At 35.0% G+C, this 20,735-nt stretch carries 13 protein-coding genes; 9 read left to right on the top strand and 4 right to left on the bottom strand.

The annotated features are described in order from the left end of the window. Nucleotides 1–43 precede the first annotated feature (43 nt). From QL232_RS04855 to gpmI, 3 genes are all read right to left on the bottom strand, one after another. Nucleotides 44–6,298 (bottom strand): PAS domain S-box protein, encoded by a 6,255-nt coding sequence (locus QL232_RS04855; protein ID WP_281613312.1) that lies wholly within the window; start codon nt 6,296–6,298, stop codon nt 44–46. 307 nt (nt 6,299–6,605) lie between these two features. Next, nucleotides 6,606–7,373, bottom strand: coding sequence for a ParA family protein (locus tag QL232_RS04850; RefSeq protein WP_168880330.1), 768 nt, complete (start codon nt 7,371–7,373; stop codon nt 6,606–6,608). A 146-nt stretch (nt 7,374–7,519) separates the two neighbouring features. Beyond that, nucleotides 7,520–9,043: a 2,3-bisphosphoglycerate-independent phosphoglycerate mutase gene (gpmI, locus tag QL232_RS04845; RefSeq protein WP_281613311.1), complete on the bottom strand. Its 1,524-nt coding sequence runs from the start codon at nt 9,041–9,043 to the stop codon at nt 7,520–7,522. 292 nt (nt 9,044–9,335) lie between these two features. Between gpmI and QL232_RS04840 the strand changes: the two genes are divergently transcribed. From QL232_RS04840 to QL232_RS04800, 9 genes are all read left to right on the top strand, one after another. Next, on the top strand, nt 9,336–9,800 hold the full coding sequence (locus QL232_RS04840) for a hypothetical protein (RefSeq protein WP_281613310.1): 465 nt from the start codon (nt 9,336–9,338) through the stop codon (nt 9,798–9,800). 106 nt (nt 9,801–9,906) lie between these two features. Further along, complete coding sequence (locus tag QL232_RS04835) at nt 9,907–10,575, top strand: hypothetical protein (RefSeq protein ID WP_168880327.1); 669 nt, start codon at nt 9,907–9,909, stop codon at nt 10,573–10,575. Between the two features lie 117 nt (nt 10,576–10,692). Continuing rightward, entirely contained in the window at nt 10,693–11,031 is a 339-nt protein-coding gene (locus QL232_RS04830) for a hypothetical protein (RefSeq protein ID WP_281613309.1), read from the top strand. A gap of 134 nt (nt 11,032–11,165) precedes the next feature. Beyond that, nucleotides 11,166–12,386, top strand: coding sequence for a pyridoxal phosphate-dependent aminotransferase (locus QL232_RS04825; RefSeq protein WP_281613308.1), 1,221 nt, complete (start codon nt 11,166–11,168; stop codon nt 12,384–12,386). 82 nt (nt 12,387–12,468) lie between these two features. Then, nucleotides 12,469–13,446, top strand: a complete 978-nt coding sequence (locus tag QL232_RS04820; RefSeq protein WP_168880324.1) for a bifunctional ADP-heptose synthase — start codon at nt 12,469–12,471, stop codon at nt 13,444–13,446. Between the two features lie 3 nt (nt 13,447–13,449). Further along, nucleotides 13,450–14,340 carry a cation diffusion facilitator family transporter gene (locus tag QL232_RS04815; protein ID WP_281613307.1) on the top strand — a complete coding sequence of 297 codons (891 nt, stop codon included), beginning with the start codon at nt 13,450–13,452 and terminating at the stop codon, nt 14,338–14,340. 20 nt (nt 14,341–14,360) lie between these two features. Next, complete coding sequence (locus QL232_RS04810) at nt 14,361–15,857, top strand: GH3 auxin-responsive promoter family protein (RefSeq protein ID WP_281613306.1); 1,497 nt, start codon at nt 14,361–14,363, stop codon at nt 15,855–15,857. A 229-nt stretch (nt 15,858–16,086) separates the two neighbouring features. Continuing rightward, entirely contained in the window at nt 16,087–16,491 is a 405-nt protein-coding gene (locus QL232_RS04805; protein WP_168880321.1) for a response regulator, read from the top strand. Nucleotides 16,492–16,705: 214 nt separating this feature from the next. Beyond that, nucleotides 16,706–19,090 (top strand): T9SS type A sorting domain-containing protein, encoded by a 2,385-nt coding sequence (locus QL232_RS04800; protein WP_281613305.1) that lies wholly within the window; start codon nt 16,706–16,708, stop codon nt 19,088–19,090. Nucleotides 19,091–19,169: 79 nt separating this feature from the next. Here QL232_RS04800 and QL232_RS04795 read toward each other — a convergent pair whose 3' ends face one another. Continuing rightward, nucleotides 19,170–20,618 carry a SpoIIE family protein phosphatase gene (locus QL232_RS04795; protein WP_281613304.1) on the bottom strand — a complete coding sequence of 483 codons (1,449 nt, stop codon included), beginning with the start codon at nt 20,616–20,618 and terminating at the stop codon, nt 19,170–19,172. Between the last annotated feature and the right edge of the window lie 117 nt (nt 20,619–20,735).

The following is a 20,735-nucleotide window of genomic DNA, read 5'->3' as shown; positions in this document are numbered from 1 at the left end:
AATACGGGGTGTATACAACTACACACCCCGCATAGCTATTTTCTTATTTCAACTTGAATTTACTTACACCTGATTTCAGTTGAGATGCCACTTTATTAAGCTCGTCGGATGTTTCACCCATTTCTCTTACTGAACCAGACATTTCATCTGCAACCCCTGCCACGTTTTTGGTTCCAGCTGCAGTATCTTCAGAAACAACAACAATTTTTTCAATGTTCTGAACAACGGAATCAATAGATGATTTCTGAGTATCTGTTGCCTCTAATACGTCTTTCGATAGATTCAGAGTTTCTTCAGAAGAATCCAAAATAGTTTTGAATACCTCCGATGCATCTTTCGTTGCTTCATTACCGACTTGTACCGCTTCTTCCATTTTATCAATGGCTTTAGTAGCTAATCCAACGTCTTTTTGAACATCTTGAATTACCTTCTCAATACCACCAGCCGATTGTCTTGAATCTTCAGCAAGCTTACGAATCTCTTCCGCTACTACTGCGAAACCTCTACCGGCTTCACCTGCTCTTGCGGCCTCAATTGCTGCGTTTAGGGCTAGTAGGTTCGTTTGGGATGCGATATCAGTAATTACTGTCAGTGCTCTAGAAATTTCTTCAGATCGTTTGGCTAATACCTCAATCGATCCTGATGTAGACCCTGCGGAGTTTTCTATCGCATTCATGTTTTCTACCAAGTGCTTCACGATTTGCATACCGTTCTGACAGGATTCCATACCAGATTCAGCTGATCGGTTAATGACATGTGCTTTATTACCTGTATCTTCTGCGGCTGATAAAATATCTTCAACCAATTTCGAAGATTCATCCGTTCTTGCTACCTGTTCCAACATACCTGATGAAATTCCTTGAATCGCATCGACCACTGTAGTTGTTGATTTGTCCATCGTATCGAACTTGTCTTTCATCTGTTCTGATGAACTCGCTACCGTATTGGACATGTTCTCAATCTCTAATAGTAAGGTCTGTAAATTATCCAAGGCTTCATTTAGACCATCAGCCATTTGCTTGATATCCCCTTGTGCATTTCCAGTAAATCGTTTCGATAAATCCCCTTGAGATAGGTTTTTCGTTAAGTCCTGGAATTCAAGAATTGGATTGGAGATGGATTCCAACAGGTTATTAAATGCATCTGATAAATCTTTCCATGCTCCTTGAGCTCCTTCAATCGCCAAACGTTCATCTAGCTTGCCTTGATCTCCGGCGATATGTACTACCTTATTAATTTCATCAATAAAGTTTTTCAGATTATCTCTAAGTGATCGGTTATTATCAATCATTCTACCGATATCTGAGTCCATATTGATGTTTCCTAAATCAATCTTGGCATCAAAATTACCCTTGGCTAACTCATCTAGGAAATCAGATAATGCATTATATGCCGTTTTAAACTCTGTTACATCCGTAGCGTATTTCACTACTTTAAAGATGTTTCCTTCCGCATCTTCAATTGGGTTATATGTTGCTTGCAGCCAAATTTCTTCACCTGCTTTATTGATTCGCTTATACTCCCCATTATCAAACTCTCCTTGCCTTAACTTCTCCCAGAAGTTTTTATACTCGAAGCTGCTAGCATAACTCGATTCAACAAACATACTGTGATGCTTCCCTTGTATTTCTTCAAGTCGATATCCTGTTGTAGCTAAGAAATTATCATTACAATTCAGAATATTACCATTCAGGTCAAACTCAACAGATGCTTGGGCTTTAAGAATCGCATTTATTTTACCTCGGTTTTCAGCGTTACTTAATCGTCTTGCGGTTACATCCTCGGCAATTTTTACAACTTTATAGAAATTACCATCATGATCTTTTACAGGGTTATAGGTAGCTTGTAACCACACTTCTTTTCCTGACTTGGTAAATCGTTTATAGACATTTCTATCAAACTCACCACGACCTAGTTTTTCCCAGAAGTTTTTATACTCTGCAGACTCTCCATAAGCTCGTTCTACCAACATACTATGGTGCGATCCTAGAAGTTCTTCTTTACTGTATTCCGTATTTTCACAGAAGATATCATTACAATCCAAGATGTGTCCTTTTAAGTCAAACTCAACACGCATATACGATGCATCAATGGCGGCAATTTTACCTCTATTATCTGCATTTTGTTGACGTCTTGAAGTAATATCCTGTAAATAGGCTACTACTTTCACATAGTTCCCATCATAATCTTGAATTGGGTTGTAGGAACCTTCCAGCCATATTTCTCGACCATCTTTAGTTACCCTCTTGAATGAATCTACAGTATATTGACCTTTTTGTAACTTCGCCCAGAGTTCTTTATTCCTAATCGTAGCATCTTGGTCAACCGGAACTAAAGTATCATGAGGATTTCCTAATAGTTCACCTTCATTGTACCCCAGCATCTCTAATACTGTATCATTGGCTGATGATATTTCTCCATCCATTGTAAACTCAAGTACACCAGATGATTTCGAAATCGCAGCATCAATACCATCTTTCTCTACTTGTTGTTCCATTTGATTGGTAATATCGAATCGAATACCAATAAATTTCACCGGCTTCCCTTCAGCATCCAACACTGGTGCAATGGTAGCATCTACCCAATAATATCCGCCATTTTTCTTCTTATTTCGGTATTTCACTTTGAATACCTTACCTGATTGAATTGTCGCCCATAATTCCTTAAATGTTTCCTTAGGGGTTGACGGGTGCCTTACAATATTGTGTGGTTTACCTATCAATTCATCAACGGTATAACCTGATAAGGAAGCGAACGTTTCATTGGCAAAAGTGATAGTACCATGTAAATCCGTTTCAGACATTAAGGCTGCTGAGTTGAAGGCGTTTACTCTAGATTCCAACTCATTTTTCAGTGCTTCTGCTCTTCTTTGTGTTTCTACCTGATCGGTAATATCAGTAGCATATTTAATTACCTTATAGGCATTGTTGTTCAAGTCAAAGATTGGGTTGTAAGTAGCTTGAAGCCACATAATCTGACCATCTTTTCTAACTCTTCGGTAAACTCCTTCATCATTTACACCTTGATTCAGTTTATCCCAAAAGCGTTCGTATTCGATAGAATTAGCCATGCTATCTTCTACCAACATTCTATGGTGTTTGCCAACTAATTCATTTTTTGAATATTGAGTAGTTGTTTCAAACAGATCATTACAATCTAGAATATTACCATTAAGGTCAAATTCTACTACTGCTTGTACCTCATTAATGGCTTTAATTTTCGCTCTATTTTCTGAGTTATTAAGACGACGATCCGTTACATTCTCAGCAATTTTTACGATCTTAATAATGTTTCCTTCTTGATCTCTTACCGGATTGTAGGTTGCTTGAAGCCAAATTTCTTTACCTCCATTTGCAAATCGTTTATAAACGTTCTTATCAAAGTTACCCGCTCTTAAGTTATTCCAGAATTGTTCGTATTCTTTTGAGTTACCGTAACTTTCACCTACTAGATTTTTATGATCTAATCCAATAAGCTGTTCTTTAGAGAAACCTACTTCTTCTGCAAAAATGTCATTACAATCTATTATATGACGGTCAAGATCAAACTCTACTCGCATATAACTATTATCAATTGCAGCAATCTTACCTCTGTTATCAGCGTTCGCTAATCGTCTAGCGGTTACATCCTCACAGATCTTTACAATTTTATAAACTTCACCTTCATGGTTTTTCACTGGATTATAAGTGGCTTGTAACCAAACTTCTCTACCGCCTGCTACTTTACGCTTATAAACGTTCTTATCGAAATTACCTGCTCTTAACTTATTCCAGAAATCAGCATATTCTTGTGATTTGCCATAGCTCTCTTCTACCAAATTAATATGGTCCAAACCAATCAATTCATCTTTAGAGAAACCTACACCCTGTGAGAATAGATCATTACAATCCAAAATACAGCGATTCAAGTCAAACTCTACTCGCATATAGCTATTATCGATTGCAGCAATCTTACCTCTGTTATCAGCATTCGCTAATCGTCTAGCAGTTACATCCTCACAAATCTTTACAATCTTATAAACATTGCCTTCTTGATCTTTTATTGGGTTGTAAGAAGCCTGTAACCATATTTCTTTACCGCCTGCTACTTTACGTTTGTAGACGTTTTTATCGAATTCACCATTTCTCAGTTTGTTCCAGAAATCAGCATATTCTTGTGATTTACCATATTTCTCTTCTACTAAATTAATATGGTCCAAACCAATCAGCTCATCTTTGGAGAAACCAACACCTTCAGCAAATAGATCGTTACAATCTAAAATACAACGATTCAAGTCAAACTCTACTCGCATGTAACTGTTGTCAATCGCGGCAATTTTACCTCTATTATCTGAGTTCGCCAATCGTCTAGCAGTTACATCCTCACAGATCTTTACAATCTTATAAACATTGCCTTCTTGGTCTTTTATTGGATTATAAGTGGCCTGTAACCATATTTCTTTACCTCCTGCTACTTTACGTTTATAGACGTTTTTGTCAAAATTACCTGCTCTTAACTTGTTCCAGAAATCAGCATATTCTTGTGATTTACCATATTTCTCTTCTACTAGATTAATATGATCCAAACCAATCAGTTCATCTTTAGAGAAACCAACGCCTTCAGCAAATAGATCATTACAATCCAAAATACAACGATTCAAGTCAAACTCTACTCGCATGTAACTGTTGTCGATCGCGGCAATTTTACCTCTATTATCTGAGTTGGCTAATCTTCTAGCAGTTACATCCTCACAGATTTTTACGATCTTATATATATTACCATCCTGATCCCTTACAGGGTTATAGGTAGCTTGTAACCAAACCTCTCTACCGCCTGCTACTTTACGCTTATAAACGTTTTTATCGAATTCGCCATTTCTTAATTTATTCCAGAAATCAGCATATTCTTGAGACTTACCATATTCCTCATCCACTAAATTGATATGATCTAATCCTATCAGTTCGTCTTTTGAAAAACCTACACCTTCGGAAAATAAATCATTACAGTCGAGAATATGACGATCAAGGTCAAATTCAACACGCATATAACTGTTATCAATCGCAGCTACTTTACCTCTATTATCAGCATTGGCTAAACGTCTGGCAGTTACATCTTGTAAGTAAACAATGATCTTATTGTTATTACCTTCATAATCTTTTACAACATTGTAAGTACCTTCCAGCCATTTTACATTACCTCTAGCATCTATTCTTTTAAAGGTATTTTTATAGAACTTACCATTGTTTAGATTGGCTTTCCTTTCTCTATCCATTGCCTGATGAGTAGGTTCATCAGGAATTAAGTCACTATGTGATTTCCCTATTAATTCACTTTCAGAATGATAGCCTAAGATATTTGTGATTAATGGATTCGCCTCAAGAATATTTTCATCCAAGTCCATTACCAATACACCTGTGGACTCAGAAATCACTTCCTGAACAGCTTCCATTTCTTTTTCTTGGTCCATTTGTTTGGTAACATCAAAACGAACCCCGATATATTTTACTGGTTTTCCGTCAGCCCCTAAAACGGGTGCAATCGTCGCTTGCACCCAATAGTGGCTACCGTCTTTAGCTAAGTTGCGATAAGTACCTTGGAACATTTGTCCATTCTGTACTTTATCCCATAATTCTTTAAATAATGATTTTGGATTAGCTGGGTGTCTTACAACACTATGCGGCTTTCCTATCAATTCTTCCTGTGTAAACCCAGAAAGTTTGGCAAATGTCTCATTCGCAAAAGTGATAGTACCATATAAATCTGTTTCAGAAACTAGTGCTGCAGTATTGAAGATATTAATTCTGGAATCCAACTCCGACTGTACATCTGCAAACCTTTCCTCTCTTTCCATTAAATCAGTAACATCCATGCCAAGCATTATATACTTTTCTAGGCGTTTATGTTCATCAATAATTGGAGAGATGGTAACTTCCAACCAAACATCTTTACCTTCTTTGGTAATATGTTTTGTGGTTCCGGTATATACTTCACCTTTTTCAACAATTGAAAAAATGCTATCAGCAAAATTTTGAGGTGTATCCGGTGATAATAGTTTCGCTAACGGTTCTTTAAGTAATTCTGAGGTTGAGTAACCAAAAGTATTTGCGAATTGCTTATTGCATGATAGAATTTTACCGTCTAATGAAGTTTCAACAAGCAAAGCAGTTTTTTCTAATGCTTTTAGCTTTTGCTTTAATTGTTTCACTTCAACTTTAATTTCATCACAGTCTTGATGTAGTTTTTTTGGACGGCCATTTCCAGCTGAAGCATCATCTCTACTAAGTAGACGATCCTTCTTAATGTTATCTCCAAGTGCCATTTAGATAGATAGTTATTTGGGTATAAATTAAGTATTATGATGTAACAGTTTTCAAACCCTGAATCGCTTGATAATGGGTAGTTACCTTAAGTAATACAACAGTTAAACTTTATTCCTCCAACGAGTAAAAGGACATGATTATTATAGCAATAATCGATAATATCAATAAAATTCAATGAATCACAAACACTTATATATCAGACATATATAAATGCTTATTCAATAATTTACGACTTTTTTTAAACAATTGTTCCTTACAAATAGTTAGTCTTCGATTTATTATATTCTTTACTTTATAAAATTAAATTTACTTAGGTAAAATCGACAAAAATTCTCTAGCAACTCGCATATAAGCCATTGCTCCTGCTGATAAAGGTGCATATTCAAAGATAGATTTTCCAAAAGAAGGTGCTTCTACCAATTTTACATCTATTCCTATATTATTTTCTAAAACACGGATACCAAAGTTCTCTTTAATATGATTAAGAATTTCCATTGTAATTGTTCGTCTTGTATCGAACATCACAGGAAGAATACCTAAAATCGTAAGGTCTTCGTTAAGGTTCTCTTTAATTTGGAAGACGGTCTCTAATATCTGTGATAAGCCTTGCATACTTAAGACTTCCATTTGTAGAGGAACCAAAATATGGTCGGAGGCTGTTAATGCATTAATGCTTAATATGGATAATGCCGGGGCACAATCAACAAGAATAAAATCATACTTTGATCTTGCTTTTTTGATCGCCTGCTTTAAAATAAATTCTCTCCCTTCTGCAGTAACCATGGATAATTCTGCATCTGCTAATGAAACATCGGCAGGTGCGATATCTACTTCTTCTTTTGTTACCGCAATATTTTTTAGTTTTTCACCTTCCAATAAAACATGAGACATGGATTTGACATATTCATTCTGTAATCCGAAGTGAAATGTCATGTTTCCTTGAGCATCCATATCAATCAATAAGACTTTACGACCCAACTTTCCTAAAGCTACGCCAAGGTTTGTTGTTGTTGTCGTTTTTCCTGTTCCTCCTTTTTGATTAACAATAGATATTACTTTCCCTAAATCTGACATGTTCTAAAATGTAGCGTAAAAGTGAATGATGTATGAGTATACTAAGTTAAAGAATACATTATGATTCTGTATTAATAACAACAATAAAAAAGCCACTTTCTTATATAATTAGAAAGTGGCTCTTAAAATATTTATGATGGAGTTACTTAGATTAAGCTAACACCTGTCATTTCTTCTGGTTGATCAACACCTACAATTTTTAATACTGTTGGAGCGATATCACCTAACTTACCATCTTTGATTTCACCATCAAACTCAGGATCAACAAAGATACAAGGTACTAAGTTAGTTGTATGTGCAGTGTTTGGAGATCCATCAGGGTTCATCATCACATCTGAGTTACCATGATCGGCAATTACGATAGATGAATAACCATGGTCTAAACCTGCTTCAACAACAGCTTTTGCACAAGCATCTACTGCTTCACAAGCAGCTACTGCAGCTTCGAATACACCTGTATGACCTACCATATCAGCATTAGCGAAGTTCAAGCAAACGAAGTCTACGTCTTCTTTCTCTAATTCTGGAACAATTTTATCTCTGATATCGTAAGCACTCATTTCAGGTTGTAAATCGTAAGTAGCTACTTTCGGAGAAGGAGCTAATAAACGAGTTTCACCTTCAAATTCAGTTTCACGGCCACCTGAGAAGAAGAAAGTTACATGAGGATACTTTTCAGTTTCAGCAATTCTAATTTGCTTCTTACCTGCACTCTCTAAAACTTCTCCTAAAGTTTGCGTTAAGTTATCTTTATGGAATAAAACTTTCACTCCTTTGAAAGTCTCATCATACATTGTCATTGTAATGTAGTTGATATCCAACTTCTTCATTCCTCCTTCTGGAATATCTCTTTGAGATAACGCTTGAGAAATTTCACGACCACGGTCAGTACGGAAGTTGAAACATAATACTACATCACCTTCTTCGATTTTAGCAACAGGCTCACCATCAACAGTGTTAACAATTGGCTTGATAAATTCATCTGTTACGCCCTCGTCATATGATGCTTGAATAGCAGCGTCAACGTTGTCTACTTTAGTTCCTTCAGCATTTACCATAACATTGTAAGCTAAAGCAACTCTTTCCCAACGGTTATCTCTATCCATTGCATAGTAACGACCTACTACTGAAGCCAATTGACCTGTAGTCTCAGACATATGCTTTTCTACATCAGCAATAAAACCTTTACCTGACATAGGGTCACAGTCACGACCATCTGTAAATGCATGAACAAATACTTGATCTTTAGAAAGACCTGCTGCATTTGCTGCTGATAAAAGTCCTTTTAAGTGATTGACATGAGAGTGAACACCACCATCAGATACCAATCCCATAAAGTGAACTTTCTTATTATTGTCTTGAGCGTAATTAAACGCATCTTTTAATTCTGCGATATCGGCAATAGAACCGTCTGCTACAGCTTGGTTAATACGAACAAGCATTTGGTAAACAACACGACCAGCACCTAGGTTCATGTGCCCTACTTCAGAGTTACCCATTTGACCGTCTGGAAGACCAACTGCTAAACCTGAAGCTTCTAATTTACTATGCTTATATTTTGTATATAATGAGTCGATAAATGGAGTTTTTGCTTGATCGATAGCAGAAACTTTAGGATCAGGACCGATTCCCCAACCATCTAAGATCATTAAGATTGTTTTCTTGTTCATGTTAACTGAATTTTCCGATTTTTCTATAGTAATAAACAATGCGACAAATATACATTTACTGAGCACTTATATAAATGATATTGATCACACAACTATGCTTTTTGAAAAGACTTCTTAGTTTTTTTTAACAGAGTGCAAAAAACATAGGTTTCGCCAAAACATTTAATAGAGACTAACGGTTTTAATATCTATAATACATTCTTTGAATAATACAATTTATTGTCATTATAAATGCGTAAATTTAATTCAATCACATAACTTCTCTTTCCATCACTTAACCCATAGATATCAAATGAATAAATACATCACTTTTAGCACTATACTATTCACCTTTTCTTTTTTCCTATTCTCTTGTGAACCTGACGATATTGCAAATACTGCATCTGCGGTAGAAGGTACATATCAGGTCACTTCAATTTCTGCAAAAACAGGACAAGGACAGGCGGATATTACTCCTAAAGCTGATATTGATCAAATCGTCATTACAAAGACTGATGATCGCTTAGTAAAAATTGACTTCCTTATCACGACAGCTAAAGTTTCTTTTGGCACATCAACTGCCAATTTACTTCAAACTACTTATTACGATGTAACTGTAGAAGGAAACCAAGAAAATGGTTCTTTCCGACTAACAAAAGCATTTAGCCAAGATAATAATGCTACTCTTACAGGAAGCATTAGCGATAATGGCCAACTCTCTCTTCAATACAATATAGCTGGAACAGAATTATTTTTAATAAATGCTGTCCGTCCTTAAAAAAAGAGCACTATTTTTGTTTACAATCATTTAACAACTGTCATTAAAGTAACTCTATTATTAAATAGGGTTACTTCATTTTTTTAATCTAATTAATATTAACACTATGAGACTAAGAATATTCTTCCTGTCTGTTATTTCTGCTTTTATGTTTACATCATGTGGCGATGCTGTTGATGAAGTGACTAATAGTATTGCTGATGCACTTTTAGATTTTGGTGATGCCACTGCAGTAGTCGATGGCACTGAAAAAGATTTTAGTAACTACGCGGGGTATAGAGTAACAGGAAACTCTACTGCATTATATTTTGCTGATTTCGATTTTCAATTGACTGCTCTTGATGTAAAAGGTACAGCTATCTTAGCATTTATGCATACAGATTTATTTAGTACTTCAGAAGGTATTCAAATTAATCTTACATCTGCACCAGGAATTGCAACAGATCCGATCAAAGGTTTAGGAGGTGCATTGTACTTAAGCAATGTTTCTGCTCAAGACTTATACGATCTAGTTGTAGAATACAATGACAGCCAAAGTTTTACAAATGTGATTGCTCTAGCTGCACAAAAAGATGTTACAGTACAAAGAGCAACAGCATTAGATATTGTAACCAACTTAGATCTTGCTGGAAACATCACTTTCAATTTCACTAAGATTGAAAATGATAAAGCTTCTGGTACGTTTAGCTTCAAAGCTTATGGTGAAGATGGTAATGTTGAAGTAACGGATGGTACATTTGCTGACACACCATTAGATGTTACTAACTTTGATTAATATATAGTATATAAGATATTCAAAATCAGGTGCTTCCTACAAAGAAGCACCTTTTTTATTTCACTGATTTTTAGTACATTATAGTAACCTCTCTATTAAACCTTAAATACTACTATCATGTACTTCCTTTTTCTTTTACCTACTTTATTTTTATCACTTCTCTCTACAGATACACATCACATAAAAGAAACAAAGCTGCTTTTTGAAGTGATAAATCATGATGCACAGCATATAAATAATTTGCATTTAGAAATTCATGATCAAGATGGGCTTATTGTAAGTCTTCATACAAAAAAAATTACAGCGATATCATTACCGAGAAAAGACTATGAATTGAAAGTCTTTTATTGCGATGAGGTCTACTCTGTCGATACAAAACTCTTCCAACCAAGACATCATATCGTTTTTGTTGTAGACGAAAAATCTTGCTCAGAACCCATTCTTTACACCAAATAAGTGAAATCATCTTATTTAATGATCTAAAATTGTGTTCCTCTCCGTTATAAACATTATTTTCGCACTCTAATATCACATTAGAATTCATTGAATTTCTTCTGTTAGTCAGAATAATCAAAAATTTAATTTACAGGATGGGAACGCAAACAGAAAGTAAGTTGACGTTATCTAACCGTTTTGATAACATCACTGAGTCTGCAACACTAGTAATGGCCGTTAAAGCTAGAGAACTACAAGCAAAGGGAATTAACGTTATAAAACTTAACCTAGGAGAACCTGACTTTCCAACTCCTCAATATATTCAGGATGCAGCAAAAGCCGCTATCGATGAGGGAAAATATTTTTCTTACCCACCTGTACCAGGTTACCCTGAGTTAAGAGAAGCTATTGCTGAAAAATTCCAAAAGGAAAATGGTCTTGATTTCAAGGCTGAAAACATTGTAGTTTCTGCGGGTGCAAAACACTCTGTAGCCAATGTAATGCTTAGTATCCTAAACCCTGGAGACGAAGTGATCGTTTTTTCTCCATACTGGGTATCATATACTGATCAGATTCATTTAGCGGGTGGTACACCTGTTATCCTTTCGGGTAGCATTGAAAATGATTTTAAAGTAACTGCTGAAGAATTAAGAGCTGCAATTACTCCAAATACAAAAGCTGTTCTTTTCTCTTCTCCTTGTAACCCTACAGGTACTGTATTTACAAAAGAAGAATTGAAAGAAATTGCTGATGAAGTAGCAAAACATGATGATATTTATATCGTTTCTGATGAAATTTATGAATACATCAACTTTGGTGGCGAGCATGTAAGTATTGCTCAGTTCGAGAATGTAAAAGACCGTACTGTTGTAGTTAACGGTTTCTCAAAAGGTTTTGCAATGACTGGATGGAGAATTGGATACATCGGTGCTCCACTTCATTTGGCAAAAGCTTGTACTAAAATTCAAGGACAGGTTACTTCAGGTATCAATACAATTACACAAAGAGCATGTATTGCCGCTCTGAAAGGAGATAGAGGTAATGTAATTGAAGAAATGAAATCTGCTTATCTAAGAAGAAGAGGCCTACTTAAAGGGTTACTAGATGAAATTGAAGGAGTAAAAACCAACTTACCACAAGGAGCATTTTATATCTTCCCAGATTTCAGTGCTTATTTTGGTAAATCTTTTAATGGAGAAGTCATTAAGGATTCTAACGACTTGGCGATGTTTTTCTTAAATGAAGCACATGTGTCTACAGTAGCTGGTGCTGCCTTTGGATCTCCAAACTGTATTCGTATTTCTTATGCTGCTGCTGATGAAGAATTAGTAGAGGCGGTGAAAAAGATTAAAGAAGCACTAAGTAAATTAGTGTAATTGAAATATTCGTAGGAAAGTTATTAGGTACTATTCTAATGGCTTTCCTATTCTTTATTAGACCCATCAAAAAACAATATAAATGAGTATTAGAGAGGCATTAGACAAATTTAATGGTCTAAAAGCATTGGTGATTGGTGATGTGATGATTGACTCATACATCTGGGGTAATGTAGATAGAATATCTCCAGAAGCTCCTGTGCCTATCGTCAATGTAAAGAAAAAAGAATCTAGAATGGGAGGTGCTGCCAACGTAGCGAAAAACCTTCATTTTTTAGGTGCTTCTCCAATTATCTGTTCAGTTATTGGTCAAGATGCTGAAGCTGACACCTTTTTAAACCTTTGTGATTCACTGAATATTTCAAAAGAGGGTATTTTACAATCTGATGAAAAAGTGACTACAGTAAAACATAGAGTTATTGCTAGTGCTCAGCATGTTTTACGTATTGATAACGAAAATGCAGCTCCTCTTTCTGATAAAGAAAGTAATCGACTCATCGAAAAAATCAAGGAACTAGCTACAGATGCTGATGTTATTATTTTCGAGGATTACGATAAAGGAGTTATTACCCCTCACTTAATCAAAGAAGTCATTGCAATTGCAAAAGAGAATAATATACCGACCACTGTAGATCCAAAGAAGAGAAATTTCCTCGACTACGCTGGTGTTACCTTATTTAAACCTAACCTTAAAGAAATGCGAGAAGGTTTAAAATTCGACTTCGATGGTGATGTGATCGATGAAGTGAAAGCAGCAACAAAAGAACTTAAAGCAAAAATGGACAATGAACACACAATGGTAACTCTATCTGAGCATGGTGTGTATATTTCTAACCATTCTGAAGATGCTCATATTCCAGCACACAAACGAGAAATCGCTGATGTATCTGGTGCTGGTGATACTGTTATTTCTATTGCTTCTTTGGCGTTAGCTGTAGGCTTACCCATGGAAACTGTAGCAGGTTTAGCCAACCTTGGTGGTGGTTTAGTCTGTGAACATGTAGGTGTAGTACCGATCAATAAAGAAGATCTACTCCAAGAAGCAGAAAGAAAATTGTAGTCTATGATTTCAAAGGAAGAAAAAAAACAAGCCTTTAGAACAACTTGGATGAGCATTATTGGAAACTTTATTCTCACCGTTGCTAAAGGAACTGTAGGTATCATTGGTAATTCACAAGCTATGATCGCTGATGCCATTGAATCTTGTGCCGACATCATTTCTTCCTTTGTTGTTTTAGTAGGATTAAATTTTTCTACAAAAGCCCCAGATAAAAACCACCCTTACGGTCATGGTAAATTTGAACCGATAGCAACATTTATCACAATTGGTTTTTTAATTACTTCTGCATTAATTATTGGGCAACAAAGTATCACAAGAATACTAGATGGACATACAGAAACACCTTCAAAATTTACGTTGGTTGTACTAGGGTCTATTATCATCATAAAGTACAGTTTATATAAATATGTTCTTTATAGAGGTAAAAAACTGAATAGCTCCTCTTTAGAAGCTGATGCGGGACATCATAGAAGTGATGCACTTATTTCATTATCAGCATTTGTCGGGATCAGTATTTCAATTTTCGGCGGTGAAGGATATGAAACAGCCGACTCTTGGGCTGCTCTTTTCGCTGTAGGAATTATATTATTCAATAGCTATCTACTTTTTAGGCCTGCCTTTGGTGAAATTATGGATGAGAATCTTTATGATGATTTCATTGAAAAAGTAAAACAGGAAAGTATAAAAGTAGATGGGGTTATCGACACAGAAAAATGCTACATTCGTAAAATGGGTTTTAAATTCTATGTCGATCTTCATATTATTGTTGACGGAGAATTATCTGTTCGCCAAGGGCATGACATAGCACATGACGTTAAAGATTCACTAAAAGCTGATTTTAATGAAATTGCTGATGTTTTGATTCATGTGGAACCGAATGCTAAACCACATTAATTTTTTAAACAAGACTTCCTATGGGATTTAGATCTTTTTTAAGTAAACCTTTTGCTGCTTATGTTGTAAAAAAGCAAAAGGAATGGGCAAATAACCCAAGCCTTGCTCAAGAAAATGTATTTAATAGTTTGATCCAAGGGGCTAATCATACCGCTTTTGGAAAGGATCATAACTTTGGAGATATAAAAAATTACGAAGACTTTAAAAAGCAAGTACCAATCTGCGATTACGAAGATCTTCGGCCTTACATTAATCGAATTATAGAAGGGGAAAACGATGTGCTTTGGAAGGGAAAACCAGAGTATTTTGCGAAAACATCCGGAACTACTTCTGGTGCAAAATATATTCCTTTAACCAAAGATTCTATTCCAAATCATATCAATTCAGCTAGAAATGCGATGCTGAATTATATTCATGAAACTGGTAATGCCGATTTTTTAGATAGAAAACTAATCTTCTTATCTGGTAGCCCTGTATTGGGTAAATCTGGCGATATCCTTTCTGGAAGGTTATCAGGGATTGTCAATCACCATGTACCAGGTTATTTAAGAACCAATCAGATGCCTAGTTATAACACCAATTGCATCGAGGATTGGGAGATTAAGCTAGAACATATCATTGATGAGACTATTGCTCAAGATATGTCATTAATTTCAGGTATTCCACCTTGGGTACAGATGTACTTTGACCGTATCATAGAGAGAACAGGAAAGTCTATATCAGAGGTTTTCCCCAATTTCGATATGTTTATTTATGGTGGCGTTAACTTCGAACCTTACAGAAAGAAACTTTTCGATTCCATAGGTAAAACTATTCCTTCTATAGAAACTTACCCTGCCTCAGAAGGCTTCTTTGCTTTTCAAGATACACAGACTGAAGAAGGATTATTAATGCAGCTAGACTCGGGTATCTTCTTTGAGTTTATTCCAACAGATGAATACTTCAATGATAATCCTACAAGGTTACGTATCGATGAAGTTGAAATAGGAAAAAATTATGCATTGATAATTAACTCTAACGCCGGTCTTTGGGGATATTCTATTGGAGATACCGTAAAGTTTGTTTCAAAAGATCCATATAGAGTTATCGTTTCAGGAAGAATCAAGCATTTTATCTCTGCATTTGGCGAGCATGTTATTGGTGAAGAAGTAGAAAAAGCCATGAAACATGCATTAGAAGTACATTCAGAAGTAAAAATCACTGAGTTTTCTGTTGCTCCTCAAGTCAACCCGACGGATGGATTACCTTATCACGAATGGTTAATTTCTTTTGAAAATGAACCCAATAATATTGAAAAGTTCTCTTTAACATTAGATCATAAGCTTAGAGAATTAAATACATATTATGATGATTTAATCACAGGCAGTATTTGTAGAACACTAGTCATTACTCCACTACAAAGAGAAGCATTCCAGCATTATATGAAGTCAATTGGTAAACTTGGTGGGCAAAATAAAGTACCCCGATTAGCCAATGATAGAAAAATTGCAGATGCCATTGTAGAATGGAAAAAATAAAATTAACCTCTTGGTCATAATAAATTTTTATAGATCAAGGGGTTTTATTTTCAATACAATTTTTTAGAAACTATTTTTACGGCAGCTGAAGAAAAAGTTACTCAGGTTTATTTTTAATGATTATCTATACTTCTATTTAATCAAATTTTTTGTATTTTTATTTAGTAACTTCATTTGAACGTACTTCAGCTTAACTCAAAATTAAAGCACGAACTCTCATAATCTAGACATGAGCAAGAAAATAGAAACTATATTACTCGTTGATGACAACGATACGGATAACTTTATCAATAGTCGAATTATTGAACTAACGGAATTTGCAGACGAAATTGTCATTAAAAACTCAGGAAAAAAGGCTTTAGAATTCTTGCAAGAGCGTCTTGATACTAATGGTACATTGCCTAGTTTAATTTTACTAGATATCAATATGCCAATTGTAGATGGATTTGTTTTCCTATACGAATTTGAAAATTTCCCCGAAGAGCTTAAACAAAAAAGTAAAATTGCTATTCTATCTAGTTCTGATAATGAATCAGACATCGAAAGAATTGTAAACAACGAATATGTCATTAAATTTATCACTAAACCTCTTACTGAGGAAGCATTATTAGCGGTAGGTGACATTTTACCTTAAGAACTTCGACTAAACATATTACACTAAAAGGCATTTATTTTATTTTTGATGTAGAATAAATTCCTTTTATTTTTTGCTTCGACAAGAGCAGACTATTAAGGCGATTAAAATCAAACTATTGCATTGAAATAAGGAACTGACACGACTTTGTGATAAGACCCCTTCTTATCACTCATTTCAAGCTATTGTATAATCAAACTATTAAAATCTAAAAATGAACAAAATCAAGCTTCTCTTGGTGTGCCTTTTCATGTCGCACCTATCCTATTCTCAATGGGGTAAAATTGAACTGCCTAATAATGCTGATGTACACCACCTTGCCTACGATTGTGACGGTGTCTTATGGGCAGGTACAACAAAAAGCCTTTACCACCAAGAAAATGGTGAATGGGTAAAAAACGATTTCGATTTTTCTGATGACGGCGTTGATGGTATCATTTGTACTGGAGATTATCTATTTGTAGGTACTGGAAATGATATTTATAGAAAACCAATGGATGGCGACTCTTGGACTCAAATGGGAAGAGTATTCCTTGGTGGACACATCAATGGTTTCTTTTTACTTGAAAATGGTACGTTAGTAGCTTACACTGATGAATTAATTTTCACAACTTCAGACTTTGGAGCAAACTGGGATCAGTTAGAAAATATTGGAAACCGTGAAACACTTACGGGTGTTTCTTTTATTGATAACACTATCTACGGAGGTACCGCTTCAGGATTATATAAATACAACCCTGACGCTGAAAATGAAGAGGACAAATGGAAAATTGAATTAGGTGTTGAAGTTGTTTCAATGATCAATGCTAGCGGTAATTTAATTGTTAACTCGACCTCAGGTACAAGACATTCATTAGGTTTTGCTTGGAGTTTAGCCCAAGGAGAAAGTGATGCGATTGTAGAGCATATTGTTGAAAAAGATTACAAGTTATACGGTATCACTGATGAAGGTAAATTTATTTATTCAGGTACGACAGCTGTAAATTGGGAAACTCCTGAAACAATCGGGGTGGAAAATATTAATACAATCTTCTATACAGACCAATTGGTTTTTGGTACAGAAGAGGGTGTTGTAAAAGCATCAGATGAAGAATTTTTAAATACTGGGTTCAATGATCTAGAAATAAATGGTTCTTTTGAGTTGAAAGGTAAATATTATATCTCTACTGATAATGGATATTATGAGTACGACAATAATGAACTGAACTATTATGAAGATTTTCCAATGTACTATCTTACAAATTCACTTACTGTAGGTGAGTATGAAGTGTTATGGAATGAATATAATGTCTATATCCAAAAAGATGGTGAAGATACTTGGAATGAGATCTACAAATCTGAAGGCAATAGAGGTGGGATCAATTCAGCAACGGACTTCAATAACAAACTATTTGTATCTAATGGTTCAAGCATTATCAAAACAGAACTTGATGAAATTAATTGGCTAAATGCCTCAACAGGTATTGGTGGATCTGACCTTATCGTTACATCTACAAAAGATAAATTAGTTTCTTCTACTAGCTTTTACATTAACACCTCAGATAACGAAGGTGTTGAGTGGGAATCTCAATACCATTTATATGCATTTTATCGTTTCGAAGGTATTCATAAAAATTCTGATAGAAACTATCTACAAGCGAGTATAAATGCAGGAGGATACTTCAAATATTTAAGCGACGATGATTCACTAAAAGCACTACAAGATTCGGTTTATTCTACTAGATCAATTGTTTTATATGCGGATGAAGACCTAGTTATCCAAAATGGTATTGGAGTCAAGGTAGCTAAAACAGGTGACGAGTTAGATTTTGTACTTAGAAATAAGGGGCTTGGAAATCTTGTTGATGGTGAGGTAGAATTCCCTAAAGTAGAACAAGTAGATAAAGTTGGTGATCACTTCGTTATTTATACTGATGAAGGCTTCTTTGTTAGATCTGAGGATGAACTACTTGCTGAAGTTCCGGCAATACAAAATGTAGTTGCATTAAGAGATAGTGCCGATATTAACGAAGACATGGTTATTGAAATCGAATTTGATAGCGAAGGAACTGATGCTATAATATATGATTTCACTCTATCGAGTATCACTGATAACGACCCTGATTGTTGGTGTAATGCTCAAATGATCAATGGTAATGAATATACATTATCTAATGAGTGGTTATTAAATATATTCAATATTGGTAGCTTTGAATATTTATATGATGAAGACCTTGATAAAGGCCTGAAATCATTACGTCTATTAAACAATGACGATTATGACACATCCGTTCGATCTGATAGACTTACAGTAACCTATCGTAATAGTAATGATGGTGAAGACGGAGATAATGACGAAAACCCTACAGCCATCGACCTTGAACAACAATTACTATCGTCGTACCCTAACCCTGTTCAAGATCTTTTATCATTAAACTTCAAGCAGAAAGGTATCTATCAGGTTTATATTTTTGATGCTTTCGGTAAAAAAGTAGATTCTTTTACTTCTGCTAAGCAAAGTGAAAGTATCGATATGTCATCATTTACTCCAGGTATGTACATTATCAAGGTAAGTGATAACGAACAAAATAAATTTATTCTGAAAGTAATTAAACAATAGTTTAACTTTCAAAAAATAAAGAGTCCTTTTCTAGTAATCATTCACACTAGAAAAGGACTCTTTTTTATTTTATAAAGAACTAATTATTTACAGCTAAAAGTACTGTGATATCATCTCTTTGATCATATCCTTCCATTTCAGCTTTCAAATAGCTATCTAATCCCTCAATACAATCTTTTGTATACTTGAGGTAGTAATTTTGTAAAATCTCTCGGAATTTTAGTGTACCTATTTTCCCATTCGCACCATTTTGATCCACATAACCATCGGTATACAGACAAATCATAGTATCCGGCTGAATTTTCATCTTTGTCACTTCAAAGTTTCTTCTTCGAATGAATGAACCTCCTATTGATCTATTGGTTGATTTTAACGGTAAAATTCCATTACTATCAAGTAAGATTGCTTTACCTTTTGCTCCAGCATAAGATAGATGATTTTCATTATCTAAGAATACAACAGAGATGTCCATACCATCTTTATTTCCATCTCTATGCGACTGTCTCAACTTTTCAAAGAAGTAACCATCCAATTGTTCTAATAATTCAGCTGGAGATTCTGGGAGTTCTTCTAAACGATCAAGTGCCTCAAGTCCAACCATAGATAATAACGCTCCTGGTACTCCATGACCTGTACAGTCACCCACGACCATGATTGTTTTATTTTCAAATTTTCTGGCAAAGTAAAAATCTCCAGAAACATGATCTCTAGGTTTGAACAAAACACTTACATCTGCAAAGATCTTCTCCATTTCATCTTGAGAAGTCAGCAATGCCATTTGAATTGTTTTTGCATAACGGATAGAATCGGTGACATGCTCATGAGATTTACTTAACTTCATGTGGTGTCGTTCAATTTCATCTCTCTGAGATTCTATTTCTTCTTTTTGAGCATTTATTTCTTCGTTTGTCTGCGAGAGTTCCTCTCCAAACTGTACTAATTCATCTGAATTATTTTGAAGTTTCTTCTGAAATAAAGAGGATTGTAAATCAATAGCCCTTACATCATTACTTACACTCAATAAAATACTCAGATCAATCAACATATTAAACACTAATTGCTCAACTCTTGATAACGGATCTAATAGAGGACCTTCATTGATAAATTCGATAAAAAATATCGTACAAATCAAAAAAGAGATATAACCAAGGAACATCCTACTCACTTTCTTACCCAGGAACCAATAGGTAGAAACCATAATAGCAGCCAATAAAGCTACTGCATGAGATTTTGTCCCTCCAGAGACCAATGTAAACACAAAAAGTGCAGTAGAAAGCGTCGCAAAGTATATTTTACTGATTGTTGTCCAATGAACTTTGCCCCTAAGAAAGAATAAAATAAAGGCTGTTATTGTACCTAATGCAGGTAAAAGTATAGCGACGATCGATTTCAAAAAAAACAATTGCAATAATGCAAAGAATAAAAAGAAGGCTGTAGCAAACTTTACTTTTCTCCAGAAGCTTTGTTCTTTGTCAAGCTCAATTCTGTTTCCATAAAGTAGCTGCGTCGAATTAAGGGTAGAATTCATAAAATGATATTAAGAAGGCGATGAAGCACCTTCAGTTTACCAAAACTATCTATGCGATGATAACTCTGGTACTAGGTTTAACAATAAATAAACAACGTACAGCAATAAACATGTCAA

The sequence above is a fragment of the Flammeovirga sp. SubArs3 genome (genome assembly GCF_947387565.1).
GTDB classification, from domain to species: domain Bacteria; phylum Bacteroidota; class Bacteroidia; order Cytophagales; family Flammeovirgaceae; genus Flammeovirga; species Flammeovirga agarivorans.
The sequence above is the reverse complement of the archived record's forward strand: the minus strand, read 5'-3'. Positions and strand labels throughout refer to the sequence as shown.

Coding starts and splice junctions, on each gene's coding strand:
- QL232_RS04855 (WP_281613312.1), bottom strand. CDS start 6,298: ATGGCACTTGGAGATAACATTAAGAAGGATCGTCTACTTAGTAGAGAT.
- QL232_RS04850 (WP_168880330.1), bottom strand. CDS start 7,373: ATGTCAGATTTAGGGAAAGTAATATCTATTGTTAATCAAAAAGGAGGA.
- gpmI (WP_281613311.1), bottom strand. CDS start 9,043: ATGAACAAGAAAACAATCTTAATGATCTTAGATGGTTGGGGAATCGGT.
- QL232_RS04840 (WP_281613310.1), top strand. CDS start 9,336: ATGAATAAATACATCACTTTTAGCACTATACTATTCACCTTTTCTTTT.
- QL232_RS04835 (WP_168880327.1), top strand. CDS start 9,907: ATGAGACTAAGAATATTCTTCCTGTCTGTTATTTCTGCTTTTATGTTT.
- QL232_RS04830 (WP_281613309.1), top strand. CDS start 10,693: ATGTACTTCCTTTTTCTTTTACCTACTTTATTTTTATCACTTCTCTCT.
- QL232_RS04825 (WP_281613308.1), top strand. CDS start 11,166: ATGGGAACGCAAACAGAAAGTAAGTTGACGTTATCTAACCGTTTTGAT.
- QL232_RS04820 (WP_168880324.1), top strand. CDS start 12,469: ATGAGTATTAGAGAGGCATTAGACAAATTTAATGGTCTAAAAGCATTG.
- QL232_RS04815 (WP_281613307.1), top strand. CDS start 13,450: ATGATTTCAAAGGAAGAAAAAAAACAAGCCTTTAGAACAACTTGGATG.
- QL232_RS04810 (WP_281613306.1), top strand. CDS start 14,361: ATGGGATTTAGATCTTTTTTAAGTAAACCTTTTGCTGCTTATGTTGTA.
- QL232_RS04805 (WP_168880321.1), top strand. CDS start 16,087: ATGAGCAAGAAAATAGAAACTATATTACTCGTTGATGACAACGATACG.
- QL232_RS04800 (WP_281613305.1), top strand. CDS start 16,706: ATGAACAAAATCAAGCTTCTCTTGGTGTGCCTTTTCATGTCGCACCTA.
- QL232_RS04795 (WP_281613304.1), bottom strand. CDS start 20,618: ATGAATTCTACCCTTAATTCGACGCAGCTACTTTATGGAAACAGAATT.